Below are 24,050 nucleotides of genomic sequence, written 5' to 3'. Positions count from 1 at the left end.
ACACGACTGGCAACGATGCGACACTCGCACCGATGCCAGCTTCAGCACCACGCCCAATGCCGAGCCCCGCCGCGCTGGCCCAAGCCCAGCTTGATGCCTACAACGCCAAAGACCTGGACGCCTTTTGTGCCTGCTATGCCGAAAACGTCGGGGTCTGGCGCATGCCGGCCGAGGCGCCCACCCTGGTCGGCATGGCGGCCTTTCGCGAACGCTATGCGAGCGGGCCGTTCGCGCAGCCTGGCGTGCGTGCCGAAGTCGCCCAGCGCATCGTGCTCGGCGACAAGGTGCTGGACCATGAGATCGTCCACGGCCGGGGTGACACGCCGGAGGCCTTGCTGGTCGTCTACCACTGCAGCGGCGGGCTGATCAGCAAGGTCTATTTTTTCCTGCCCGGCTAATTGACAGCGAAGCGCTGCTTTGCCGCAGGGTAAAGATTGATGAATTACGGGCGAAATGGCGCTGTGCCCTTCGTCAGCAGGTCCGGCTCCCGCGACACTTCGGCCCATACCCCGACAGCACCCTGTAGCCGGTGCGAGGCCCTGCCGGCCTGCGCCGTTCTCTGAACAAGCACACATGCAGGTCCATCTTCGTTTGAATCCGCTGAGCCTGGCGCTGACCCTGCTGCCGCTGAGCGCCTTGGCGCAAACCGCGCTCGAGCCGCCCAGCCCGACCGCCAGCGCGCCCACGCGCAGCGCGCCACAGAAGCCTGCCGCAAGACAACAGGCCAAGCCGGCCGGCGACGCACCGGCCAATGAAAAATTGGAACGCGTCGAAATCACCGGTGGTGCCAGCGACGACACGGTGCGCCGCATGTCCACCGCCAGCAAGATCGTCGTCACCCGCGAAGAGATCGAGCGCTTTGGCGACAGCACCCTGGGCGAGGTGCTCAAGCGCCTGCCCGGCGTCACCTCCGGCGGCCGCCCCGGGCGCGGCGGCGACGTTCGCATGCGCGGCATGGGCGGCGGCTACACGCAGATCCTGGTCAACGGCGAACGGATGCCGCCGGGCTTCTCGCTGGACCAATTGCCGCCCGAGCAGGTTGAGCGCATCGAAGTGCTGCGCGCGCCGACCGCCGAGCATGGCGCCCGCGCCGTGGCCGGCACCATCAATGTGGTGCTGCGCGAGGCCTTGCAGCGGCATTTGAACGAGGTGCGCACCGGCCTTGGCGTCGAACGCGGGCATGTGACGCCGGCGCTGTCATGGTCGCGCAACGACAAGCTCGACGAGCGCGGCGGCGCCTACAACCTGACGCTCAATGCGATGAAGACCGACCGGGTCGACGATGTGCACACCATCGTCAGCACCGAAGACCTGGCCGGCCATCTGCAAGACCAGCAAACCACGCTGGGCCAGAGCGCCGAGAGGCGCCAGGCACTGAATCTGACGGGTAGGCTGCAATGGCGGCTGGGCGAGGGCGACAACCTGTCGATTCAGCCCTTTGCCGTGGTCTCCAAGAGCGGCAGCAGCAGCCAGATCACGCAGACGCCAGGGCGCCTCTTCGATGCCGCCAGCACCAGCGGCGACAACAAGTTCACGATGCTGCGGCTGAACTCGCAGTGGCAGAAGCGCGTCGACGAGAACACGCGGCTGGAGCTGCGCGGCGGCTTCGGCGGCGCCCAGGCCGATGGCCACAGCCTGCGCCAGGAAAGCCTGGCCGGCGCCGCAACGCGCACGCTGGACGACACCAGCAGCAGCCGCGACCGCAGCTACAACCTGGTCGGCAAGCTGTCGCGCCAGCTGGAGTCCGAGCACAGCCTGGTGGGCGGCATCGAGGCCGAGGGCAATACCCGCGACTCCAGCCGCACCAGCCTGCAAAACGGCCTGCCCCGCCCGGAGCTGGCCGACTTTGGCGACAACCTCAAGGCCAGCACACAGCGGCTCGCCGTCTACGGCCAGGACGAGTGGGAGCTCAACAAGCAGTGGTCCTTCTACGCCGGGCTGCGCTGGGAAGGCATCACGACCAAGAGCGATGCAGCCAACTATGCCGTCAGCAACCGCTCCAGCGTCTGGACGCCGCTGCTGCACGCGGTCTGGAAGCTCGACGAGAAAAGCCGTGATCAGCTGCGCATGAGCCTGACGCGCAGCTACCGCTCGCCGCAGCTCAACGATCTGATCGCCCGGCCCAGCATCAACAACGAATACCCCTGCCCGCTTGGCCAGCTCTGCGGCCCCAATCAGATTCAATACGCCGACCGCGCCGGCAACCCCGGGTTGAAGCCCGAGCTGGCCACCGGCCTGGAAATCGGCTTCGAGCACTACCTCAGCAAGGGCGGCCTGCTCAGCGCCAATGTTTTTTACCGGCAGATCCACGACCTGATACGCACGCAGACGAATCTGGAGACCGTGTCCTGGGCCCTGCCCGGCGTGCAGCGCTGGGTGTCGCGGCCGAGCAATATCGGCGAGGCCAGCACGGCCGGCATCGAACTCGAAGCCAAGTTCCGGCTCGACGAATTCATCAGCGAGGCCTGGCCGGTCAATGTACGCAGCAATCTGAGCCTGTTCCACTCGAACGTCGACGGCATCCCGGGCCCCAACAACAAGCTCGACCAGCAGCCGCGCGCCACCGCCAACCTCGGCGCCGACTACCGCTTGCGCAACCTGCCGCTGAGCGTGGGCGCCAGCTTGAACTGGACGCCTGCCAACACCGTGCAGGAAAGCCTGCTGCAGGCCAACAGCACGCCGCGCAAGCTGGTCACCGACGCCTTTGTCAGCTGGAACATCAATATGAACACGCTGCTGCGGCTATCGGCCTCCAACCTGAACCCGCTGGACTACAACACCGCCAGCCTGATCAGCACCGACACCCAGCGCATCCAGACCGACAACCTGGGCCGCACCTTTACCAACTGGCAGCTGCGCCTGGAGATAAAGCTATAGGAAAGGTGTGCATGACTCAAAACAAACCACAGAGCCACTGAGTCACAGAGGGTTCACTGAGGAAACGCTAGGGCAGCAGCTAGGGCCTGTTAGCACTACGTCTGCCTGATGCGTTGCCATACAAATCGCCGTGAACGAGGCGCCCAAGCTTTCAATGAGCGAAGCCGGGGCTGCTCCCCCGGCGAGGCTTTGCAACGACGTGCACGGCGATTTGTGTGACAACCCTCCGGGAGAGGGGCTCCAAGGGCCCCACTCGGTGTTGAACTCCTTGCCCAGGCGGCCAGCCTGGGCGTCGTCGTCCGCAGAGAATTGGGGCCCTTGGAGCCCCTCTCGCACAGGCAGACGTAGTGTTAACAGGCCCTAGGGCACGAGCTGAATTTCTCTGTGTCTCCGTGGCTCTGTGGTTCGCGTTCAGGTTGTTTTCAATGCTGCAACATGACCTGCGGCACCCTCCCTTGCGGGGGAATGCCGACCCGCCCTGCGCTGAGTGATACTCGCGGCTGCGGACCAGGGGTGTCCGCATTGAACACCTTGCGAGGTTGAGGAGCGAGACCATGGGTTTGATGAGCTTCATCAAGAAACAGTTCATAGACATCCTGCAGTGGACCGAGGATGGCGACGGCGTGCTGGCCTGGCGCTACCCGATGCAGGATTTCGAAATCCAGTACGGCGCCTCGCTGACGGTGCGTGAGTCGCAGCTGGCCGTGTTCGTCAACGAGGGCAAGATCGCCGACGTCTTTGGCCCCGGCAGCTACAAGCTGACGACGCAGACGCTGCCGGTGCTGACCTATCTGAAGAACTGGGACAAGCTGTTCGAATCGCCGTTCAAGAGCGATGTCTACTTCTTCAGCACCCGCCAGCAGATCGACCAGCGCTGGGGCACCAGCCAGCCGGTCACCATCCGCGACAAGGACTTCGGCGCCGTGCGCCTGCGCGCCTTCGGCAACTACGCCTACCGCATCGTCGATGCGAAGGCCTTCCACACCGAAATCTCGGGCACCCGCGAGGTCTATACCGCGCAGGAGCTCGACGGCCAGCTGCGTGGCCTGATGCTGCAGCACATCAGCGATGCGGTGGCGCAGAGCGGCATTCCCTTCCTCGACCTGGCCGCCAACCAGGTTGAATTCGCCCAGGCCCTGCAGGCCGCCACGGCGCCCTCATTCGAGCGCCTGGGCCTGAAGCTGGAGAGCGTCACGCTGCAAAGCGTCTCGCTGCCCGAAGAGCTGCAGAAGATCCTCGACCAAAAGATCGGCATGGGCATGATCGGCCAGAACATGGGCCAGTTCATGCAATACCAGACCGCCCAGGCCATCCCCAAGCTGGCCGAGGGCGTGGGCCAGGGCGGCGGCATCGCCGGCGATGCGATGGGACTGGGGGCAGGTCTTGCCCTCGGTCAGACGCTGGCCGCTCAGCTCGGCGCCGGGCTGGGGTCAGGTCTTGCCCAGCCGCAAGTGCAGGCTCAGCCGGCGGCACCGGCCACAGCGGCCGCGCCCCAGCAAAGCGCCGAGGACATCATCGCCTTGCTGGAAAAGCTCGGCGAGCTGAAGGCCAAGGGCATCTTGAGTGAGGACGAGTTCAGCGCCAAGAAGGCTGAACTGCTGAAGAAGCTCGCCTGATTTGGCGACCGCAGCCCCGCAGCGCGCCTGGCGCGCGCTGTGTCCCAACTGCGGCGCGCCGCTGGAGTTCGCCTCGGCGGCTTCGGCCAGCGCTGTCTGCTCCTTCTGCCGCAGCACCTTGCTGCGCGAGGGCGAGCAGCTGCGCCGCATCGGCCAGGCGGCCGAACTGTTCGACGACTACTCGCCGCTGCAGCTCGGTGCCAGCGGCCGCTACCAGGGCGCGGCGTTCCGGCTGATCGGCCGGCTTCAGCTCGGCTACGACGGCGGCAGCTGGAACGAATGGCATGCCCTGTTCGACAGCGGCCGCAGCGGTTGGCTGTCGGAAGACAACGGCAGCTTTGTCTTCAGCTTTGAAGCGCCCCCCGAGGGCTTGCCGGCCGCCAGCGCGCTGCAGCTCGGCGCCCAGCAGCTGCTCGCCGGCCAACCCTGGCGCGTTGCCGCGCTCACCACCATCACCCGCGCCAGTGCCCAGGGCGAGCTGCCGCAACAGCCACCGGCGGCCGGCGGTTATCTGATCGCGGAGCTGCGCAATCCGCAGAACGAGGTCGCGACGCTGGACTACGGCCTGCCCGGCCGCGTGCTGGCCTCGATAGGCCGGCCGGTGCGGCTGGCTGATCTGAGCATGGCGGGCTTGCGTGAGGACAGCAGCAAGACGCTGTCCGCGCGCAGCTTCCCCTGCCCCAGCTGCGGCGCCGCGCTGGAACCCAAGCTGGCGCAGAGCAAGAGCATCGTCTGCGGCCAGTGCAAGAGCGTGGTCGACATCTCGGCCACGGGTGGGCTGGGCGCGGAGTTGGCCCACTATGCGCAAGAGAACGGCCTGGAGCCACTGCTGCCACTGGGCCGCAACGGCGTGCTGCCTCTGCCTGCTTCATCGGGCACCGCCCACCTGCCCTGGACCGTCGTCGGCTATCAGGAACGCTGCGATCTGCCCGCCGCGGGCAGCGATGAGGAACAGACCTTCTGGCGCGAATACCTGCTCTTCAACCGCCAGGAGGGCTTTGCCTTTCTGGTCGACAGCGAGGACGGCTGGAGCCTGGTGCGGCCGCTCACCGGCGCGCCGGCCGGCGTGGCTGGCGACACCGTCAATTGGCAGGGCAAGCGCTTCAAGCGGCGCTGGCGCTATGCGGCCAAGGTGACCTATGTGCTGGGCGAGTTCTACTGGCGGGTGCAGCGCGAAGACCGTGCACTGGTCACCGACTACCTCGGCCAGGGCGAGGCCCGCAACGAATTGCTGAGCTGCGAGCAAAGCGGCCAGGAGCTGGTCTGGAGCCATGGGCACAAGCTTGACGCCAGCGAGGTCGCCAAGGCTTTCCGGCTCGCGCCCGAGCAGCGCGCTGCGCTGACGCGCGATGCCGGCGCCACCGATCTGGGCGCGGCCCTCACCGGCGCCAGCCTGACGACCAAGATCGTCATTGCGCTGTTCGTGATGGCCGTGCTGGCCATCATCCTGTTCAGCAAGCAGGATGATGGCTGCCAGGACTACCGCCGTACCTATGGCGAACAAAGCGCCGAATACGCGCAATGCCTGAACTCGCGCGGCAGCAATGGGGTGCGCGTCAATGGCGGCAGCGGCGGCTCCTGGGGCGGCTTCAGCAGCGGCGGCGGTGGGCACAAATGAGAGCGCGGCAGTTGCGGCGCTCACCCGATCGAGATCAAGGAGATGCAAGCATGAATCCAAGCGAATGGCTGAACCCGCACATCGTGCTGGGCTCCATCCTCTACGCCTTGATCGGCGTCCTGGTGTTCTGGATCAGCTTTGTCGTCATCGACAAGCTGACCCCCTACAAGCTCTGGGAAGAGATCGTCGAGCACAAGAACATGGCGCTGGCCGTCGTGGTGGCAGCGATGTGCATCTCCATCGGCCAGATCGTCGCCGCGGCTATTCACGGCTGACGTCACGGCTGACTTCGCGGCTGAATCCCGGCACCCGGGGCCACCGGCTCCGTGCATACACCATAGGCAAGCCCGGCCGGGCCGGCGATCATCGGCCGCCTGTGCTGTCCGCCGCGGCGCCCGATGCGGCGCCGGCCGGCAGGCCTTCGCCCACCCACAACGAGCCATAAGCACCACACGATGAGCACCACCACAAGCCATGAGGTCGAACGCAGCGAACTGACGCTGCGCGGCCTGATCCTGGGGATTCTGATCACCCTGGTCTTCACCGCCGCCAACGTCTACTTCGGCCTGAAGGCCGGGCTGACCTTCGCAACCTCGATTCCCGCCGCCGTCATCTCGATGGCGCTGCTGCGCCGCTTCAGCGGCTCCAGCGTGCAGGAAAACAATATCGTGCAAACGGTGGCCTCCTCGGCCGGCACGCTGTCGTCCATCATCTTTGTGCTGCCCGGCCTGGTGATGATTGGCTGGTGGAACGGCTTCCCCTACTTCGTCACCTGCGCCATCTGCGCTCTGGGCGGTGTGCTGGGCGTGATGTATTCGATCCCGCTGCGCCGCGCCCTGGTCACCAACTCCGATCTGCCCTACCCCGAGGGCGTGGCCTGCGCCGAGGTGCTCAAGGTCGGTGCCAGCAATGAGGCCGCTGCGGCCGAGGCCAATCGTGCCGGCCTGCTGGCCATCGTCGCCGGCTCGCTGGCCTCGGCGGCCTTTGCCGTCGTCGTGGCGACACAGGTCTTTGCCGGCGAGGTGGTCAAGTTCTTCCGCCTCGGCGACAAGGGTGGCGCCAGCGGCTACAACTTCAGCCTGTCCTTTGCGCTGCTGGCCGTCGGCCATCTGGTCGGCCTGTGGGTCGGCGTGGCGATTCTGGTCGGCGCGTTGATTGCCTGGGCCGGTGCCGTGCCTTATCTGAGCGGCCTGCAGGCCGCCGGCGCGCCGGTGGCCGATATCGCCGCGCTGGCCACCCAGGTCTGGAGCAAGAAGGTGCGCTTCATCGGCGCCGGCGCCATCGGTGTGGCGGCCATCTGGACGCTGCTCAAGCTGATCAAGCCGGTCGCCACCGGCTTGCACGGCGCCATCATGACGGCCCGGGTGCGAAAGTCCGGCCAGGCCGCCTCGCTGCCGCGCACCGAACGCGATATTCCCATCGGCTGGGTCGGCATCATCACCGCGCTGTGCATGTTGCCGATTGCCTGGCTGCTGGGCGACTTCAGCACGGCCGCCGGCCTCGGCAGCCAGACCGCGCTGCTGGTGATTGGCGGCGTGGCCTATGTGGTGCTGATGAGCTTTTTCGTCGCCGCCGTCTGCGGCTATATGGCCGGCCTGATCGGCTCGTCGAACAGCCCGCTGTCCGGCGTCGGCATCATCGTCGTCATCGGCGCAGCACTGATGCTGGCCTTTGTCGCCAAGCCGCTGCTGCCGGCCTCGGCCGGCCCGGCCCTGGTGGCCTTCGCGCTGTTCGTCACCTCGGTGGTGTTCGCCGTTGCCACCATCGCCAACGACAATCTGCAGGATCTGAAGACCGGCCAGCTGGTCGATGCCACGCCCTGGCGCCAGCAGGTCGCGCTGATCGTCGGCGTGCTGGCCGGTGCCGTCGTCATCCCGCCGATTCTTGATCTGCTCAACAAGGCCTATGGCTTTGCCGGCGCCCCTGGTGCCGATGCCGCCCACGCGCTGGCCGCCCCGCAGGCGGCACTGATCTCGGCACTGGCCAAGGGCGTGATCCAGGGTGATCTGGACTGGAACCTGATCGCCATCGGCGCCGGCATCGGCGCGGTGACCATCTTCATCGACGCCGTGCTCAAGCAAACCGGCCGCGCCCATCTGCCGCCGCTGGCCGTGGGCCTGGGCATCTATCTGCCGACCTCGTCGACGCTGATGATCGTCGTTGGTGCCATCGCCGGCTGGCTGTTCGACAAGCGCGCCGAGCGTGGCGCCAATGCGGCCGGCACCAAGCAGCTGGGCGTGCTGCTGGCCTCGGGCCTGATCGTCGGCGAAAGCCTGATCGGCGTGCTGCTGGCCGCCATCGTCGTCTTCTCCGGCCAGGGTGCACCGCTGGCCCTGGTCGGCGAGGGCTTTGCTGGCGCTGCCGTGTGGATTGGCGGCGGCGCCTTCCTGCTGCTGACGCTGGCGCTGTATGGCTGGGTCAGCAAGCTGGGCGCTGCCAAGCATTGATGCCTCGTTGCCAAATGGCTGCCCGGGCCGCGCGAAAGGCGCGGCCCTTTTCTTGATGCCGCGGCGATGAACACGCAAGAACCCAAGGTTCACGACCTTCACGACGCAGAGAACGAGCCAGGCAGCCCGCCCATCGCCCTGGCCGAGCTGCTGCTGCTGGCCAGCGTCTTTGTTGTCGCGGCCTGCGGTCTGGTCTATGAGCTGGCGGCCGGGGCCTTGGCGAGTTATCTGCTGGGCGACTCGATCCTGCAGTTCTCGACCATCATCGGCACCTATCTGTTCGCGATGGGCCTGGGCTCCTGGCTGTCGCGCTATGTCGAGCGGCAGCTGGTGGCACAGTTTCTGCGCATCGAGCTGCTGGTCGGCGTGATCGGCGGGCTGATGCCGGCCGGCCTGTTTGCCGCGCACAGCCTGCTGCCGCCAGACCAGCAGGCAGCCTTTCGGGTGCTGCTCTATGGCCTGGTGCTCTTGGTCGGCGCGCTGGTCGGGCTGGAGATCCCGCTGGTGATGCGCATTCTGAAGCGCCAGGCGCAGCGCCGCTATGCGCTGCGCGATCTGGTCTCGCAGGTGCTGACCTTCGACTACCTCGGCGCCCTGGTCGTCGCGCTGGCCTTTCCGCTGCTGCTGGTGCCACAGCTGGGTCTGGTGCGCACGGGGCTGTTCTTCGGCCTGCTCAATGTCGCGGTGGCGGTCTGGGCGCTGTGGCTGTTCCGCGCCGAACTGCGCGCCTGGCGCTCGCACGCCACGGCCTGCGCCGCGGCGCTGATCGTGCTGGCGCTGGCCTGGCTGGGGGGCGACCGGCTGACCACCTGGGCCGAGGATCGCTTCTACGGCGAGCACATCATCCTGCGGCAGAGCAGCGACTACCAGCGCGTCGTCGTCACCGCCGGCAATGCCGGCGTGAGGCTGTTCTTGAACGGCAATCTGCAGTTCCATTCGCGCGACGAGTACCGCTATCACGAGGCCCTGGTGCATCCGGCCATGGCCGCCCAGGGCGCGCCCAAGCGGGTGCTGGTGCTGGGCGGCGGCGACGGCATGGCGGTGCGCGAGATCCTCAAGTACCCCAGCGTCGAAGCGGTGACCCTGGTCGAGCTGGACCCGCAGATGACCCGGCTGTTTGCCAGCATGCCCCTGCTGCGCAGCCTGAACCAGGACGCGCTGCTGAGCAAGAAGCTCAGCATCGTCAACGCCGATGCCTTTGGCTGGCTCGAGCAGCAGCCGGCCGAGCGGATGTTCGATGTCATCGTGATCGACTTCCCCGATCCCAGCAATTTCGCGCTCGGCAAGCTGTACACGACGAGCTTTTATCAGCTGGTCGAGCAGCATCTGTCGGCCAGCGGCTATGCCGTCGTGCAGACCACCTCGCCGCTGATCGCCCGGCGGAGCTTCTGGACCGTGGTGAAGACGCTGGAGGCGGTGGGCCTCTCGACCACGCCCTACCACGCCCATGTGCCCAGCTTCGGCGAATGGGGCTTTGTGCTGGCCTCGCGCCGGCCCTGGCATGCACCGGCCCAGCTGCCGCCGGGACTGCGCTTTCTGACGCCCGAGACGCTGCCGCTGATGATGAGCTTTCCGGCCGATATGGCCCGTGTGGACACCGACATCAACCGCCTCTCCAACCAGGCCCTGGTGCGCGAGTTCGAGGCCGAGTGGGGCAAGGTGCACTGATGCGCCGGCGCACGCTGCTGGCGGCCACGCCTGCGCTGCTGGCCCTGCAAAGCGGCTGCGAACGCCGGGCGGCCCAGCCCCTGGCCGGCGGCTGGATAGGCGCGCGCGCCGAGCGCGGCCATCTCTTGCGCGATGCCCAGGCCCGCGAGCCGCTGCTGCGTGCCGCGGCCGCCACCAGGCCCAAGCGGACCGAGACGCTGATCGTCGGCGGCGGGGTGTCAGGTCTGGCCTGCGCACGCCGCCTGGCCGCGGCCGGGCGCGACTTCGCGCTGCTGGAACTGGAGGACGAGACCGGCGGCAATGCCCGCGGCCACCGCCTCGGCGGCATGGCCTGCCCGCTGGGCGCGCACTATCTGCCCACGCCCGGGCCCGAAGCGCCTGAAGTGGCGCAGCTGCTGGACGAACTGGGCGTTGCCCGCCAGCAGCTGGGCCGCACCGTCTATGACGAGCGCATGCTCTGCCACAGCCCGCAGGAGCGGCTGTTCTACCAGGGCCAGTGGCATGAAGGCCTGCTGCCGCCGGCCGACTCGGCCGAGCGCCGCGCGCACTACCTGCGCTTCGGTGCCGCCGTCGCCAAGGCGCAGCGCGAGCTGGGCTTTGCGATGCCGGCCCATCGCGCGCGCTGGACCAGTGGCCATGCCGCGCTCGACGCCCAGCCCTTCAGCCACTGGCTCGATGCGCAGGGCCTGAGCGAGCCCGGCTTGCGCTGGTACCTGGACTACTGCTGCCGCGACGACTACGGCGCCGGCAGCGCCACCGTCAGCGCCTGGGCCGGCCTGCACTACTTCGCCAGCCGCCACGGCTTTCACGGCGGCGAGGCCGGCGCCAACGCCGAAGAGCTGGATGCCGTGCTGACCTGGCCCGAAGGCAATGCCTGGTTGACCCGCCAGATGGCCGCGCCGCTGGCGCCGCAGCTGCTGACCGGGCGCGTCGTGCTGCAGGCCGAGATCGGCAGGCATGAGGTCAGCGTGCTGGCCTGGAACGCTGCGAGCCAGCAGGCCGAGCGCTGGACGGCCCGGCAGCTCGTGATGGCCGTGCCGCTGTTCATCGCGGCACGGCTGCTCAGCCAGCCGCCAGAGGCCCTTCGGCAACTCGTTAGGGTGCAGCAGCATGCGCCCTGGCTGGTCGCCAATCTGCAGCTGAGCGGGCCGCTGCTGGGGCGCCTGGGCGCCCAGCCGAGCTGGGACAACGTCAGCTTCGGCAGCGAGCAGCTCGGCTATGTCGATGCCGGCCACCAGCGGCTGGACCCGCGCCCCGGCCCGACGGTGCTGAGCAGCTACTGGGCCCTGCCTCAGGCTGAGCGCGCCGGCCTGCTCAGCCAGCCCTGGCAGCACTGGGCCGAACGCGTGCTGGCACCGCTGCAGGCGCTGCATCCGGATCTGCGCGACAAGCTCGTGCGCATCGAGCTGATGCGCTGGGGCCATGCGATGAGCATTCCCACACCGGGCCTGCGCGGCTCAAGCAGCCTGGCCGCACTGCGCAGCGGCCAGCACGGCCAGGCTCGGCTGCACTTTGCCCACAGCGATCTGGCCGGCTACTCGGTGTTTGAAGAGGCCTTCACCGCGGGCGTGGCCGCCGCCGAGCGGGTGATCTAGGGCTTGCGCCGCGGCCCCCGCTGCCCAGCGGGCCATCTGACCGGGCGGCTGCTGCTGGCTGCCGGCATCGCGCCACGCAAGGCGCTGCCCTTGCCGCCGGCCTCGGCATCGCCACAAGCGCGGCGATAGTCCTGCAGCGTCTGCTGGGCGCGGCCCAGCACGGTGTGCGGCGGATAGCTGCGTGTCGATGCGCACAGCTCGCCAAAGTCCATGCCGGTCAGCAAACTCATGCCCGCGGCCGCTGAACTGACGGTGTAGACGTGGAACAGGCCCTGACGCGCCGCCTCGATCAGCGCCGGCGACAGCATCAGATGCCGGCGGTTGCGCTCCGGGATCAGCACACCCTGGCGCCCGTTCAGGCCCTGGCGCTGGCAGCTGAGGAAGAAGCCCTCGATCTTCTCGTTGATGCCGCCCACCGGCAGCACCTCGCCATGCTGGTTGAGCGCCCCGGTGACGGCCAGATCCTGGCGCAGCGGCACGCCGGACAGGGCCGACAGCAGCGCATAGAACTCGGCGCAGGACGCCGAGTCGCCCTCGACGCCGTTGTACTCCTGCTCAAACACCACGGCCGCGTTGAGCGCCAGCGGCGCCAGATGGCCGAACAGCGCCGACAGATAGCTGTGCAGAATCAGCACGCCCTTGTCGTGGATGGGGCCGGACATCTCGACCTCGCGCTCGATATTGAGCAGGCCCTCGTCGCCGGCATGGGTGGAGGCGGTCACGCGGACCGGAAAGCCGAACTCATAGTCACCCAGCTCGACGACGGTCAGCCCGTTGATCTGGCCAACGCGCTGACCATCGACCAGCAACAGGCGCTCGCCGTCGCTGATGGCTTCCTGCATCTGCTGCTCGGGGTAGTTGTGCCGCTCGATGCGCGCCTGCAGCGCCGCGGCCACGTCTTCAGCCTCGACACGCGCACGCCCGGCCTCGCTGGCCAGCGCCGCCGCCTCGATCAGCAGGGCCTCGCTGCGGCCGAACAGTGCGCTCAGGCGGCGCTGGTCCTCGGCTTCGCGATGGCCTTGCTCGATCACCGCGGCCACCGCCGCCGCCGTCAGATGCGGCAGGCCCAGCCGTGCGCAGCAGTGGCTGACGAACACCGCCATCGCTCGATAGGCCGGCTCGCTGGCCTCGAAGGCATCGGCAAAATCGACCTTGCAACGAAAGCGCCGAGCAAACTCAGGGTCGGCCTCCTGCAGCTGGTAGAACTCCTCGACCGAGGCGATCAGCACCAGCTTCACATCGACATCAACCGCCTCCGGCTTCAGCGACACCGCCGCGCTGGGCGCATAGAGCATGCCCGGCTCCTCGATCTGCAGCCGACCGCTGCGCAGGAAACGGCGCAGCTTTTCCCAGACCTGCTCATCGGCCAGCAGATCGCGCAGATGCAGCATCAGAAAACCGCCATGGGCCTTCAGCAGGCTGCCGGCGCGGATGCGCGAGAAGTCGGTCAGCAACACATCGTCTTCGCTTTGGTAGTCGATGCTGCCGAACAGCTCGCGGAACAGCGGGTTGTCGTCGCGCAGCACCGGCGCGGCACGGCTGTCGTGGTGGTCGACGACGATATTGACGCGCAGCCGCGCCAGCAGCCGCTCGAGCGCATCGCGCCGCGTTTGTTCGTCCTCGTCGCCGGACTGGAACAGGCCCAGATTGGCCAGCAGATGGACCAGCAGCTGCTCAAAATAACGCCCTAGCTTGACGGCATCCTTGATCTGCTTGCGCATGGCCTGGCGCACCGGCTGCAGCAGTTGCTCCAACAGCGGCTTCAGCAACTGCCGGCGCAGCGCCAGCAGCGCCTCGCCCAGCCGCTGCTCGCGTTCACGGGATTGTTCAAGGAAGCGGGCGATCTCCAGCCGCAGCTCGTCCTCGGCGGCATCGAGCCGGCCTTGCTGTTCGCGGTCCAGGCCCAGGGCCTTGTCGGCGGTTAAGGGCTGGCCGGACTCGTCGCGCAGCGTGAAGATCAGCCGGCCTTCGTCACGCACCAGGCTGAATCGGCGCGCCTCGGCAAAGGCGCTGAGCGCGGCATAGCCTGTGTCTTCTTCGGCCCGGGCGCGGCTAGCCAGGCGCTCGCACTCGCTCTTCACATCGGGAGCGGCGAGGCGCTTGGGAATCTCGCGTTGCAGCCCTTGAGCGAACTCCTGCATCAGCGTGCGCAGCAGCCGCCCCTCGCCGGCCGGCAGGCGCAGCGCCAAGGGCTGCTCCGGTGCCTCGACATTGTGCAGATAGCAAAGATCGGGCGGCACCGGCCGCCGCGCGGCCTCCTCGGCCATCATCTGCAGCAGCAGGGTGCTGCGGCCACTGCCGACCTCGCCGAGCACAAAGAGGTGGTAGTCGGGCTGCAGAATGCGCAGGCCAAAACGCGCCGCCTGCGCCGCCCGCTGCTGGCCTATCCAGGGCAGCGCCTCATCGACCAGCGCCGCGGTGTCGGGCGGCAGCTGGGCCGGGTCGACACGAAGGCGCAGTTGTTCCGGGCTCAGACGCGTGATGGGCATGCTGGTCTATCCTTGCTGCTGCACGGGTCGGGAAGCTTGCGATTCTGCACCCGCCCTCTCTTGACGACACCGCAATGAACCGACTGCACAGCGCCTGGCAACGCCTTTTCTTCAACGCCACCGCAACGAGCCCTGATCCGCTGGCCGCCCCGCCGCTGCTGGACGCCGACGGCCGCTGCCGCGCACTGCTGCTGGAGCTGGCCCGCCCGGCGGACTGGCAGCTGCTCGGCGCCGTCTGGCGTGGCGTGCAAACCGAGCTGGGCCTGCCGGCGCCGGCCATCGCCGTCAACGGCGAAGATGGTTTCCAGCTCTGGTTTTCGTTGGCCGAACCGGTGGCGGCCGCCGAGGGTCAGGTCTTGCTTCAGGCGCTGTGCCGGCGCTTCCTGCCCGCCGAGCTGGCACCTGGCCGGCTGCGCCTGTGGCCGAGCGCTGATAAGGCGCAAGCGCCGCGCCTGCCGCCGTTTGAATTGAAGACCGGCGGCGAATGCTGGGCCGCCTTTGTGGCGCCAGACCTGGCACCGGTGTTTGCCGACAGCCCCTGGCTGGACGTCCCACCCGGCGATGAGGGCCAGGCCGACCTGCTGGCGCGCCTGCAGCCGCTGGGCGCTGAGCCCTTGCGCCAGGCCCGCGAAGCCCTGCTGGCGTCGCCCGCGGCGGCGGCAAGCGAGCCGCCGGCATCAGCGCCCACGAGCAGCGCCGCTGCGGCGAGTACATGGAGCGAACCGCGAGCCTTTTTGCTGGCGGTGATGAACGATGCCAGCCAGCCGATGCAGCTGCGCATCGAGGCCGCCAAGGCCTTGCTGCCCTTTTCGAGCGCCGCAGGCTGAGCCTCTCGGTTCAGCCCAGCACCAGCGCCGCCGCTTGGCGCCAGCGCGGATCGGGGCGCAGGCCATCCTCCTGCCAGCAGGCGTGCACCAGCTTGATGGCGTGCTCATCGTGCTGCGCGAGCGCGGCGGCGTGGAGCGACGGCCAGGCCAGGCGATCCGGATCCGGCAGTGTGGGCGCGGCCTGCCACTGCACCCGTCCGGCCATCCAGCCGGACACTGCCGCGCGAGCCAGCAGCGCCTGAGCGCTGCGCTGATCGAGATCGTCGCCCAGCAGGCCTTGCAGCACGCGCAGTGCCCGCAAGCCGGTGATCAGGTGCAGCAGCGTGAAATTGCGGCTGTGCAGATAGGCGTCGAGCGCGAAGCTGATCAGCTCATCGCGGCGCTGGGCCAGCGTGGGCGCCGGTGCCAGCCGCTCGGCCAGGCCGGCGTACAAGGCTGTCTGGCTGGCAGCCTGCATGCGCCAGCTGATCATGCCCAGCTCGCAGCGCCAGCCTGCAGTTTGCAGGCGTAGCTGTTCGCCCCAGGCCGGCAGCGGCAGCCGCTCGGCAGCGTCGACCGCCTGGCCCGGCGGCAGCAGCTCGAACCAGGCCGCCCAGGTCGCCAGCGCGGCCGCCAGTTCGGCCGTGCTGGCGCCGGCCCGATGGCTTTCATCGGCATGGGCGCAGCGGATCAGGCCGTGAAAGGCGAAGCTGTGCAGGCCCGGCAGCAAGGCGGGCAGATGGGCACGCAGCACCTCATCGGCCGGAGCCCCAGCCAGGGCCCGCTGGAAATAGCCCAGGAGCAGCGGGTAGGCGGCCTGCTGGCCGCGCCAGGCCAACCAGCCCTGCGGCTCTGCCATCGCAGCGGGCAGCACCGTGGCGGCCGCCGGTGCGGCGTCGAGCTTGACGGCTTCATGTTCCACCAGCGCCTGCAGACGCTGAGGTGATGCGCCCAGCTCCCAGGCCGCATGCAAGGCCATGGGCAAATGGTTGCTCATGGCCTCTTCATAGGCAGGGGCAAAGCGCAGCGCCTCGCCGAGCAGGCGCTCCAGATCGGCAGTGCTGGCAGCGTCGGCAACATCGCGGGCGGCGCTGCCATGAATGTCGTGATCGCTGACGGGGCTGTGGGTCAAGGTCGTCATGGTCGTCATGGTCTAGGCCTTTCGGAAAAGCGTCGAGGGCCGCATACTGCAAGTTCAAGTGAACTTGAAGTCAAGCCCTTTTGACGCTGTCCACACTTCCCCCATCGTCTTCGCCGCAGCGCCGCCAACACATGCCCACTTCATCGCCTGAGCGGCCAACCGCCACCACACCCGCCGCCCCACCCGCCGCCACATCCGCGGGCAAAGCCGCCAAGCCTGGCACTGCCGTGCTGCCGATCAGCGAGTTCGCTCGCCGTGCCGGCATCGCCGCCAGTGCCCTGCGCTTCTATGAGGAACAGGGCCTGCTGCACAGCACACGCAGTACCGCCGGGCGGCGCCAGTTTGCGCGTGCCGATCTGCGCCGCGTTGCCTTCATCCGCGCGGCGCAGATCGTCGGCCTCAGCCTGGAGCAGATCCGCGCCGCCCTGGCCGGCCTGCCCGACAAGCGCACACCCACACCGGCCGACTGGGAGCGGCTTTCGCGCAGCTGGCGCCCGCTGCTGGATGAACGGATCCAGGCGCTGACGCAGCTGCGCGAGCAGCTCAGTGCCTGCATCGGCTGCGGCTGCCTGTCGCTGAGCAAATGCGCGCTGTACAACCCCGGCGATCTGGCTGCCAGCCGCGGTGCCGGCCCACGCTACTGGCTCGGTGATCGATCCAGCGAGCTCAAGGCCAGCGCTGCTGCAAACGCCACGCACAAACGCCCTGAGCGGGCTTGAGTCGATCTACGTTTCGATACAAGCCTTACCGATCTCACCGCAATCACACAAAAACTGCTGCAAAGTCGCCGCGATCTGTTCCATTCGTCGCACAAAGCCGCTTGCGTACCCCCGCCCAGGGGGTGCTGGCGCGAAGCAAACCCCCGTATAAACCCGGACTGCTTCTCACACCCAGAACGAAAAGACATTCGCATGCGCAAACAAGCCGCCCTGACCTCGATTCTTGCCCTGGCTGCATTCACGGCCCAGGCTGACGCGACGCTGAGTTTCAGCGCCGGCGTCGAGAACGGCCTGACCCAGCAATACGCTTACCTTGACAGCAGCGCCCTGCCGCCGACGCTGAACAGCGGCCTGCAACACATCGCGACCAGCGATGGCAGCGCAACGCTGCAGGCTTGGGCGAACCCGAACACCGGCGCCTTCAAGTCCATCGTCACCGCCAGCGTCGGCAGCGGGCTGCCGACCAGCACCGCCTATGGCTATGCCAGCTTCAATCTGAGCGACACGCTGCGCTTCAGCGGTCCTGGCGACACCGTTCAGGTCAGCTTCACGCTGTCGCACGACAGCGTTCTCAGTGGCATGGACCAGCAGCAGTTCAGCGCCTATCAGCTGATCGACCACCTCGTCCGCGCAGGCTCGAACCGCAGCCTGAGCCTGAACTACACGATCGCCAACCCGAGTTTCGACCCCAATGCCACCTGCATCGACTACGGCAGCGACGGCATGTACTGCCCGCCCGAAACCCAGCAGACGCTGAACATCAACGAGAACGCCAACTCCGATGTCAGCGGCCAGGTCGAATACCAGCGCAACGGGCAAACCGGCGCGCGCCAGGTTGTGCGCTTCGGCCTCGGTGACGGTCACTACACCGCCACCGACACCTATGTGTTCACGCTGCCGACCAATGTCGACATCTCGCTGGGCTACCGCGCCTGGACCACGGCCGAGTGCTATCACATGGCCAACTGCACCATCACCAGCGACGCCTCGCATTCGGACTATCTGGGCCTGAACATCATTGGCGCCGGCAGCTTCGCCTCGTCCAGCCAGTACCAGTACCTGGGCCTGGCAGCCGCCGTGCCGGAACCCTCCAGCGCTGTGCTGGCCTTCGGCGGCCTGGTCGGTCTGCTGGCCTGGCGCCGTCGCCAGGGCAAGTCGGCCTGATCGGCTTCACGCTGCTTGGAAACGGCGCCCCGCGGGGCGCCGTTTTTCATGCGCCATGCCATCTGTTCATCCACACCAGGCCGTGCCCAGCAACCACAGCTGCAGCGCCGGATCCCGCTGATAGGCGGACCAACCCACCTCGAGCAGCAGCAAGAGGGCCAGCCCGGCCAGCCAAAGCGCTGCGTTCGGCCACTTCATGTCGCCAGCCCCAGGCGGGCCGCCGGGCTGGGGCGCTCATCGATAGGCCAGTGCAGCAGCGCGGCCACGATCCCCAGCGCCATCGCCAGCCACCACATCAGCTGGTAGCTGTGTGTGGCGTCGAACAAGCGACCGCCCAGCCAGACGCCCAGGAAGGCCCCGAGTTGATGGCCCACAAAGGTGAAGCCAAACAGCGTCGAGACATAGCGCAGGCCGAAGAGCTGGCCGACCAGGCCGTTGGTCAGCGGCAGCGTGCCCAGCCATAGCAGGCCCATGGCCGCGCAGAACAGCTGCACGCTCAAGCCCGATGGCGGCGCCAGCAGGAACAGCGCCATCGCCGCCGTGCGCAGCAGGTAGATGGCACTGAGCAAGCGCTTCTTCGCATAGCGCCCGCCCAGCCAGCCACAGGCATAGGTGCCGGCGATATTGCTTAGTGCGATCAGGGCCAACGCACGCGCCGCCACGCCGGCCGGCAGGCCCTGCTCGAGCAGATAGGCCGGCAGATGGGTGGCGATGAAGGCCAGTTGGAAGCCGCAGGCGAGGAAGCCCAGATTCAGCAACCAGAAGCTGCGCTCAGCCAGCGCCGCCCGGATCGCAGCACCCATCGAGCCCCCGGCAGCGCCTGCCGCGTCGGCAGGCTGTGTGTTGTCCTGCCTGTCATTCAGCGGCCAGGCCAGCGGCAGCACCAGCAGAAACAGCGCCGCCAGGCACAGCAGCGCCTGCGCCCAGCCCAGGCTTTGCAGCAAGCCCTGGGTCAAGGGCACGGCCAGAAACTGCCCCAGGCCGCCGACCGCACCGGTCAGGCCCAGCACCGTGGCGCGCGCCGAGGCCGAGACCTGGCGGCTCAAGGCACCGTAGACGACGCCAAAGGCCGTGCCCGCCAGGCCCACACCGATCAGCAAGCCGGCACCCAGGTAGAGCTGCCAGAGGCTTTGTGCGCCGGCCATCGTCGCCAGGCCCAGCGCATACAGCAGCGCGCCGCCGAACAGCACCCGGCGCGAGCCCCAGCGGTCGGCCACCATGCCGGCGAAGGGCTGGGCCAGGCCCCAGATCAGGTTTTGCGCCGCCAGCGCCAGCGCCACGCTCTCGCGCCCCCAGCCGCGATCAAAGGCGATCGGCAGCAGGAACAGGCCCTGCACATGGCGCACGCCCAGCGCCAATCCCATCAACACACCACCGCACAGCAGCGGCAGCGCCCAGCGTCTCAAGGCGTCCATGGCGGCCTCCTCCCAGCGAGTTCACGATGGGCGCAGTCTCACTTGACGTGAACGCATGGCTCAAGCAATCTCTTCGCCTTATTCATATGAGGAATAGGAATGTCAATCGAGTTGGTGAGGCTGCAGCAGCTGGATGCCTTGAGGGGCTTTGTCGCGGTGGGCCGGCTGCAGAGCATCACGCAGGCCGCCGAGCAGCTGTGCCTGACCCAATCGGCGGTCAGCCGGCAGATCGCGGCGCTGGAGCAGCGCCTCGGCACGGCCTTGTTCGCGCGCGGCCATCGCAGCATCCGCTTCACGGCCGCCGGCGCACGGCTGTTCCAGCAGCTCGACCCGGCCTTCGAGCAGATCCAGTCGGCCCTGGGCGAGCTGCTGGAACCAGCGCAACGCCGGCCGGTGACCATCACGGCCAGCATCGGCATGGCCGCGTTGTGGCTGCTGCCGCGCCTGGCCCGCTTTCAGCAGGCCCATCCGGACATCGATGTGCGCGTCGCCGCCAGCGACAAGGTGCTGGACCTGCGCGCCGACGGCATCGACCTGGCGCTGCGCTACTGTGCCGACAGCGCGGTGCCGCCGGGCAGCGTGCGCCTGTTCAGCGAGACCTTGCTCCCGGTCGCGGCCGGCAGCCTGGCCCAGGGCCGAGGCTTGAGCGAACTGCTGGACGGCGCCGTGCTGCTGGAGTTCGATGCGCCGCAGCGCCCCTGGCTGCACTGGGCCCATGCGCTGCAGCAGCGCGGGCTGGATGCGCGACGCAGCCGCTCGATGCTGCGTTTCAACCAGTACGACCAGGTCGTGCAGGCCTGCGTGCAGGGCCAAGGCCTGGCGCTGGGCCGCCTGGCGCTAGTGGCGCCGCTGCTGGCCGATGGCCGGCTGCAGGCACTGGAGCCGCTGGAACAAGGCCTGCCGCTGGACGATGCCTACTGGCTGATTGCGGCAACGGGGGCAAGACCTGCCCCCCAACGCCCCGAGGTCCAGACGCTGGCCGCCTGGCTGCGCGAGGAGGCCGCCGCGACGGCCGCACTTCAGCTGCCGCGGCGCAAGGCCTGACGCTGGCACTGCGCCGGCGCAAAGGCGGCAATCAGTGCCGCGAGCAGCGCCTCGGCACGCGCGCTATTGTCCTGTCCGTAGTTGCAGACATAGACATCCAGCGTCACCCCGCCGAGCTCCGGCCAGGTGTGCACCGCCAGATGCGATTCGGCCAACAGCACGACACCGGTAATGCCACTTTGCGCACCCTCGCTCCCCGGCTGGAAACGATGGAAGAGCTCGGCCACGGCGCCCAGGCCGGCCTGCTCGACGGCAGCCACGCACAGCGCCGCCAGCGCGGTCGTATCGCTCATCAGCGCCAGCGCCGGATCCACGCCGCGCAGATCGGCGGTCAGGTGCAGGCCCTGCATCGCGCGGCGCCTCAGCCGCCGGTCACCGGCGGGAAGAACGCGACCTCGGCGCCGGCCGGGATCTCGGCCGACTCGGGCGCCAGCTGCTGGTTCAGCGCACAGCGCAGCGCGCGGCTGCGGGCCAGCGCGCTGGCATGGGGCTCGCCACGGGTCAGCAAGGCATCGCGCAGCTGGGCCAGGGTCTGCCCGGCCGTCCAGGGCATTTGCTCCTGTGCACCGAGGACTTCACGCAGAGAGGCGAAGTAGCGAATCGTGATGATGGAACTCATTGCAAGGCCGTGAAGGGGATGAAGCGCACCAGATCGCCGGCAGCGATCGGTGTGCTGGGCGGCACATCGACCAGGCCGTCGCCCCAGACCGCCGAGCTGAGCACACCCGAGCCCTGGTTGCCAAACAGATCAAGGCCGCCCTGTGCGTTCAGCCGTGCGCGCAGGAACTCGCGGCGCTTGTCGGCACGCGGCCAGTTGAAATCGGCTCGCAGCGGATAGGTCTTGGGCGCGAGTTCGCTGGCGCCCTGCAGGCGCAGGATCAGCGGCCGCACGGCCAGCAGAAAGGTGACAAAGCTGGACACCGGATTGCCCGGCAGGCCGACGAACCAGGCCTGGCGGTCGGCCGCTCCCGGCCGACGCACGGCGCCAAAGGCCAGCGGTTTGCCCGGCTTGATCGCCATCTGCCAGAGATCCAGCTGGCCCTCGGCCTGCACGGCCGGGCGCAGATGGTCTTCCTCGCCGACAGAGACGCCGCCCGAGGTGAGGATCAGATCGGCCTGCGTCGCCGCAGCGCGCAGCGCGGCGCGGGTGGCTTCCAGCGTGTCGGGCACGATGCCCAGGTCCTCAATCTCGCAGCCCAGCTGCTGCAAGAGGCCACGCAGCGTGAAGCGGTTGCTGTTGTAGATCGCGCCAGGCTTGAGCGGCTCGCCGGGCATGGCCAGTTCATCGCCGGTGGAGAACAAGGCAACACGAACACGGCGCGCCACGGTGAGCGTCGCCGCACCGACGGTCGCCGCCAGGCCCAGCGCGGCCGGATCGAGGCGGTGGCCAGCGGCCAGCACCACGCTGCCGGCCTGCACGTCCTCGCCACGGCGGCGGATCGCGGCGCCGGCGGCCGGCCGCTCCAGCAGGCGCACGGCGCCGAGCTCGCTGCCATCGGCCACGGCCTCGCACAGCTCCTGCATCTGCACCGCATCGGCGCCCTCGGGGACGGGCGCACCGGTGAAGATGCGCGCGGCCGTACCCGGCTGCAGCGGTGCCGGCACGCTGCCGGCCGGCACGCGCTGACTCAGCGGCAGCACGGCCGGTGAGCCATCCTCGGGAAGGTCGGCGGGAAGGTCGGCAGGAAGGTCAGCAAGGCGCAGCGCGTAGCCGTCCATCGCACTGTTGTGATGCGGCGGCACATCGAGCTGCGAGCGCACCTCGGTGGCCAGCACTCGGCCCAGCGCGTCAAAGGTCGACAGCGTCTCGGTTTCGCCGAGCGGCTGCACGGCGCCCAGCAGACGCGCCAGTGCCTCGTCCAGGCTCACGAGCGGCTTGCGGGCGGGCACGGCTTCAGCAGACATGGCGCTCGATGTACCGCTTGACCTGGGCCGCATCGGCCGGCATCTGTTGCACCCGCTTGGGCAGCGACTCGATGCCTTGCAGATGCGCGGGCCGCGGCGGTTCTTCGCCGAGCGCCTCGACGATGGTGGCCGCGAACTTGACCGGCAGCGCCGTTTCCAGCACCAGCATGGTCGTGCCCGGCTCGCGCAGTCCTTGCGCAACCTTCAGGCCATCGGCGGTGTGGGTGTCGATGACGACGCCGTAGCGCGCCTTGCAGTCGCGTATCGTCGCCAGACGGTCGGCATGGCTGCTGCGGCCGGACTGGAAGCCGTAGCCGGCAATCGCCGCATGCTCGCTGGCGCTGATCTCGAAGCGGCCCTCGCTTTCCAGCGCCGTCTTGAACAGCGCCTGCACGCGAGCCCCATCGCGGCCCAGCAGATCGAAGACAAAGCGTTCGAAGTTGCTGGCCTTGGAAATGTCCATCGAGGGGCTGGAGGTCTCGTGCGTCTCGGCGCTGCCGCGCGGGCGGTAGACGCCGCTGCGGAAGAACTCGTCCAGCACGTCGTTCTCGTTCGTCGCCACGACCAAATGCGCAATCGGCAGGCCCATCATCCGGGCGACATGGCCGGCGCAGACATTGCCGAAATTGCCCGAAGGCACGCAGAAACTCACCTTGGGCCAATCAGCGAGGTCCGCCGGCGCCGGGCCGCCCCAAGCCGGCGCGGCCCCCTCGGGGGGTGGCGAAGCGGAGCGGAGACTGGGGGCTCCATCCTTCGTCGCCAGGAAATAACCGGCAAAGTAGTAGACCACCTGAGCCAGCAGTCGCGCCCAGTTGATCGAGTTGACGGTGCCGATCTTGTGCTGGCGCTTGAAGGCCAGATCGTTGGAGACCGCCTTGACGATGTCCTGGCAGTCGTCGAACACGCCTTCGATGGCGATGTTGTGGATGTTCTCGTCCTGCAGGCTGAACATCTGCGCCTGCTGGAAGGGGCTCATGCGGCCGGCCGGCGAGAGCATGAAGACGCGCACGCCCTCTTTGCCGCGCATCGCGTACTCGGCCGCGCTGCCGGTGTCGCCCGAGGTGGCGCCGAGGATGTTGAGCGTCTCGCCGCGGCGCTTGAGTTCGTACTCGAACAGCTGGCCGAGCAGCTGCATCGCCATGTCCTTGAAGGCCAGCGTCGGGCCATTGGACAGCGCCTCAAGCGCCAGCCCCGGCTCCAAGACCTTGATCGGCGTGATCTCCGCCGTGCCAAAGACCTCGGCCGTGTAGGTGCGCCGCGTGATCGCACACAGGTCCTCGGCCGGGATGTCGTCGATGTACAGCGACAGAATCTCGAAGGCCAGATCCGCATAGGGCAGGCCGCGCCAGCGCGCCAGCGTCGCCGCGTCGACCAGCGGGTAAGTCACCGGCAGGTACAGCCCACCATCCGGCGCCAGGCCCTCCAGCAGGATTTCACAAAAGCGGCGCTCGGTCTTGTCGCCACGGGTGCTGATGTATTTCATGCTTGTCTCTTCAACGCTTCACCGACCGCAGTCCTCTACCGCCATCCAGCGGAGTTCGCCGAT

The 24,050-nt window shown here is 68.2% G+C and carries 20 protein-coding genes; 12 read left to right on the top strand and 8 right to left on the bottom strand.

All coding sequences use genetic code 11. The features are described 5' to 3' along the window. The first annotated feature begins 56 nt into the window (after positions 1-56). From RQP53_RS14200 to RQP53_RS14165, 8 genes are all read left to right on the top strand, one after another. Entirely contained in the window at positions 57-398 is a 342-nt protein-coding gene (locus RQP53_RS14200; RefSeq protein WP_315651005.1) for a nuclear transport factor 2 family protein, read from the top strand. Positions 399-573: 175 nt separating this feature from the next. Next, positions 574-2,877, top strand: a complete 2,304-nt coding sequence (locus RQP53_RS14195; protein ID WP_315651003.1) for a TonB-dependent receptor plug domain-containing protein — start codon at positions 574-576, stop codon at positions 2,875-2,877. A 554-nt stretch (positions 2,878-3,431) separates the two neighbouring features. Next, positions 3,432-4,493 carry an SPFH domain-containing protein gene (locus RQP53_RS14190; protein WP_315651001.1) on the top strand — a complete coding sequence of 354 codons (1,062 nt, stop codon included), beginning with the start codon at positions 3,432-3,434 and terminating at the stop codon, positions 4,491-4,493. A 1-nt stretch (position 4,494) separates the two neighbouring features. Continuing rightward, positions 4,495-6,111 carry a DUF4178 domain-containing protein gene (locus RQP53_RS14185; protein ID WP_315651000.1) on the top strand — a complete coding sequence of 539 codons (1,617 nt, stop codon included), beginning with the start codon at positions 4,495-4,497 and terminating at the stop codon, positions 6,109-6,111. Between the two features lie 50 nt (positions 6,112-6,161). Continuing rightward, entirely contained in the window at positions 6,162-6,386 is a 225-nt protein-coding gene (locus RQP53_RS14180; protein WP_315650998.1) for a DUF350 domain-containing protein, read from the top strand. A 180-nt stretch (positions 6,387-6,566) separates the two neighbouring features. After that, positions 6,567-8,558 carry an OPT family oligopeptide transporter gene (locus RQP53_RS14175; protein ID WP_315650996.1) on the top strand — a complete coding sequence of 664 codons (1,992 nt, stop codon included), beginning with the start codon at positions 6,567-6,569 and terminating at the stop codon, positions 8,556-8,558. Positions 8,559-8,624: 66 nt separating this feature from the next. Then, positions 8,625-10,226 (top strand): polyamine aminopropyltransferase, encoded by a 1,602-nt coding sequence (locus tag RQP53_RS14170; protein WP_315650995.1) that lies wholly within the window; start codon positions 8,625-8,627, stop codon positions 10,224-10,226. Then, on the top strand, positions 10,226-11,821 hold the full coding sequence (locus RQP53_RS14165; protein ID WP_315650994.1) for an FAD-dependent oxidoreductase: 1,596 nt from the start codon (positions 10,226-10,228) through the stop codon (positions 11,819-11,821). Before RQP53_RS14170 ends, RQP53_RS14165 begins: the two co-directional genes overlap by 1 nt. Here RQP53_RS14165 and RQP53_RS14160 read toward each other — a convergent pair. Then, a complete protein-coding gene (locus RQP53_RS14160) occupies positions 11,818-14,310 on the bottom strand; it encodes a Lon protease family protein (RefSeq protein WP_315650993.1) in 2,493 nt (830 codons plus the stop codon). The genes RQP53_RS14165 and RQP53_RS14160 overlap by 4 nt on opposite strands. 74 nt (positions 14,311-14,384) lie before the next feature. On the opposite strand from RQP53_RS14160, the gene RQP53_RS14155 reads away from it, so the two are divergent. Further along, positions 14,385-15,137, top strand: coding sequence for a hypothetical protein (locus tag RQP53_RS14155; protein ID WP_315650992.1), 753 nt, complete (start codon positions 14,385-14,387; stop codon positions 15,135-15,137). 10 nt (positions 15,138-15,147) lie between these two features. Here RQP53_RS14155 and RQP53_RS14150 read toward each other — a convergent pair whose 3' ends face one another. Continuing rightward, positions 15,148-16,266 carry a questin oxidase family protein gene (locus tag RQP53_RS14150; RefSeq protein WP_315650991.1) on the bottom strand — a complete coding sequence of 373 codons (1,119 nt, stop codon included), beginning with the start codon at positions 16,264-16,266 and terminating at the stop codon, positions 15,148-15,150. Between the two features lie 218 nt (positions 16,267-16,484). On the opposite strand from RQP53_RS14150, the gene soxR reads away from it, so the two are divergent. Then, positions 16,485-16,976 carry a redox-sensitive transcriptional activator SoxR gene (gene soxR, locus RQP53_RS14145; protein WP_315650990.1) on the top strand — a complete coding sequence of 164 codons (492 nt, stop codon included), beginning with the start codon at positions 16,485-16,487 and terminating at the stop codon, positions 16,974-16,976. A gap of 192 nt (positions 16,977-17,168) precedes the next feature. Continuing rightward, positions 17,169-18,140, top strand: a complete 972-nt coding sequence (locus RQP53_RS14140) for a PEP-CTERM sorting domain-containing protein (RefSeq protein WP_315650989.1) — start codon at positions 17,169-17,171, stop codon at positions 18,138-18,140. A gap of 66 nt (positions 18,141-18,206) precedes the next feature. On the opposite strand, the gene RQP53_RS14135 is transcribed toward RQP53_RS14140, so the two are convergent. Further along, a complete protein-coding gene (locus tag RQP53_RS14135) occupies positions 18,207-18,338 on the bottom strand; it encodes a hypothetical protein (protein ID WP_315650988.1) in 132 nt (43 codons plus the stop codon). Beyond that, positions 18,335-19,555, bottom strand: a complete 1,221-nt coding sequence (locus RQP53_RS14130; RefSeq protein WP_315650987.1) for an MFS transporter — start codon at positions 19,553-19,555, stop codon at positions 18,335-18,337. The genes RQP53_RS14135 and RQP53_RS14130 overlap by 4 nt, the downstream gene beginning before the upstream one ends. Positions 19,556-19,654: 99 nt before the next feature. On the opposite strand from RQP53_RS14130, the gene RQP53_RS14125 reads away from it, so the two are divergent. Continuing rightward, positions 19,655-20,599 carry a LysR substrate-binding domain-containing protein gene (locus RQP53_RS14125; protein ID WP_315650986.1) on the top strand — a complete coding sequence of 315 codons (945 nt, stop codon included), beginning with the start codon at positions 19,655-19,657 and terminating at the stop codon, positions 20,597-20,599. Here RQP53_RS14125 and speD read toward each other — a convergent pair. The 4 genes from speD to RQP53_RS14105 are packed head-to-tail and all read right to left on the bottom strand — an operon-like array spanning position 20,575 to position 23,987. Further along, on the bottom strand, positions 20,575-20,949 hold the full coding sequence (speD, locus tag RQP53_RS14120; RefSeq protein WP_315650985.1) for an adenosylmethionine decarboxylase: 375 nt from the start codon (positions 20,947-20,949) through the stop codon (positions 20,575-20,577). The two genes, RQP53_RS14125 and speD, sit on opposite strands and share 25 nt — an antisense overlap. Before the next feature lie 11 nt (positions 20,950-20,960). Then, positions 20,961-21,218 carry a MoaD/ThiS family protein gene (locus RQP53_RS14115; RefSeq protein WP_315650984.1) on the bottom strand — a complete coding sequence of 86 codons (258 nt, stop codon included), beginning with the start codon at positions 21,216-21,218 and terminating at the stop codon, positions 20,961-20,963. After that, positions 21,215-22,504 carry a molybdopterin molybdotransferase MoeA gene (locus tag RQP53_RS14110; RefSeq protein WP_315650983.1) on the bottom strand — a complete coding sequence of 430 codons (1,290 nt, stop codon included), beginning with the start codon at positions 22,502-22,504 and terminating at the stop codon, positions 21,215-21,217. The genes RQP53_RS14115 and RQP53_RS14110 overlap by 4 nt, the downstream gene beginning before the upstream one ends. Then, positions 22,494-23,987 (bottom strand): threonine synthase, encoded by a 1,494-nt coding sequence (locus tag RQP53_RS14105; RefSeq protein ID WP_315650981.1) that lies wholly within the window; start codon positions 23,985-23,987, stop codon positions 22,494-22,496. The genes RQP53_RS14110 and RQP53_RS14105 overlap by 11 nt, the downstream gene beginning before the upstream one ends. Positions 23,988-24,050 lie beyond the last annotated feature (63 nt).

Source organism: Roseateles aquae, from assembly GCF_032337115.1.
In the GTDB taxonomy this organism is placed as follows: domain Bacteria; phylum Pseudomonadota; class Gammaproteobacteria; order Burkholderiales; family Burkholderiaceae_C; genus Roseateles_C; species Roseateles_C aquae.
The sequence above is the reverse complement of the archived record's forward strand: the minus strand, read 5'-3'. Positions and strand labels throughout refer to the sequence as shown.

What these genes read in the sequence shown, in the direction of transcription:
- RQP53_RS14125 (WP_315650986.1), top strand. Translation starts at nt 19,655, where the DNA reads ATGTCAATCGAGTTGGTGAGGCTGCAGCAGCTGGATGCCTTGAGGGGC.
- RQP53_RS14155 (WP_315650992.1), top strand. Translation starts at nt 14,385, where the DNA reads ATGAACCGACTGCACAGCGCCTGGCAACGCCTTTTCTTCAACGCCACC.
- RQP53_RS14130 (WP_315650987.1), bottom strand. Translation starts at nt 19,555, where the DNA reads ATGGACGCCTTGAGACGCTGGGCGCTGCCGCTGCTGTGCGGTGGTGTG.
- RQP53_RS14115 (WP_315650984.1), bottom strand. Translation starts at nt 21,218, where the DNA reads ATGAGTTCCATCATCACGATTCGCTACTTCGCCTCTCTGCGTGAAGTC.
- RQP53_RS14110 (WP_315650983.1), bottom strand. Translation starts at nt 22,504, where the DNA reads ATGTCTGCTGAAGCCGTGCCCGCCCGCAAGCCGCTCGTGAGCCTGGAC.
- RQP53_RS14200 (WP_315651005.1), top strand. Translation starts at nt 57, where the DNA reads ATGCCGAGCCCCGCCGCGCTGGCCCAAGCCCAGCTTGATGCCTACAAC.
- speD (WP_315650985.1), bottom strand. Translation starts at nt 20,949, where the DNA reads ATGCAGGGCCTGCACCTGACCGCCGATCTGCGCGGCGTGGATCCGGCG.
- RQP53_RS14190 (WP_315651001.1), top strand. Translation starts at nt 3,432, where the DNA reads ATGGGTTTGATGAGCTTCATCAAGAAACAGTTCATAGACATCCTGCAG.
- RQP53_RS14175 (WP_315650996.1), top strand. Translation starts at nt 6,567, where the DNA reads ATGAGCACCACCACAAGCCATGAGGTCGAACGCAGCGAACTGACGCTG.
- RQP53_RS14105 (WP_315650981.1), bottom strand. Translation starts at nt 23,987, where the DNA reads ATGAAATACATCAGCACCCGTGGCGACAAGACCGAGCGCCGCTTTTGT.
- RQP53_RS14160 (WP_315650993.1), bottom strand. Translation starts at nt 14,310, where the DNA reads ATGCCCATCACGCGTCTGAGCCCGGAACAACTGCGCCTTCGTGTCGAC.
- RQP53_RS14140 (WP_315650989.1), top strand. Translation starts at nt 17,169, where the DNA reads ATGCGCAAACAAGCCGCCCTGACCTCGATTCTTGCCCTGGCTGCATTC.
- RQP53_RS14170 (WP_315650995.1), top strand. Translation starts at nt 8,625, where the DNA reads ATGAACACGCAAGAACCCAAGGTTCACGACCTTCACGACGCAGAGAAC.
- RQP53_RS14150 (WP_315650991.1), bottom strand. Translation starts at nt 16,266, where the DNA reads ATGACGACCATGACGACCTTGACCCACAGCCCCGTCAGCGATCACGAC.
- RQP53_RS14165 (WP_315650994.1), top strand. Translation starts at nt 10,226, where the DNA reads ATGCGCCGGCGCACGCTGCTGGCGGCCACGCCTGCGCTGCTGGCCCTG.
- RQP53_RS14135 (WP_315650988.1), bottom strand. Translation starts at nt 18,338, where the DNA reads ATGAAGTGGCCGAACGCAGCGCTTTGGCTGGCCGGGCTGGCCCTCTTG.
- RQP53_RS14180 (WP_315650998.1), top strand. Translation starts at nt 6,162, where the DNA reads ATGAATCCAAGCGAATGGCTGAACCCGCACATCGTGCTGGGCTCCATC.
- RQP53_RS14195 (WP_315651003.1), top strand. Translation starts at nt 574, where the DNA reads ATGCAGGTCCATCTTCGTTTGAATCCGCTGAGCCTGGCGCTGACCCTG.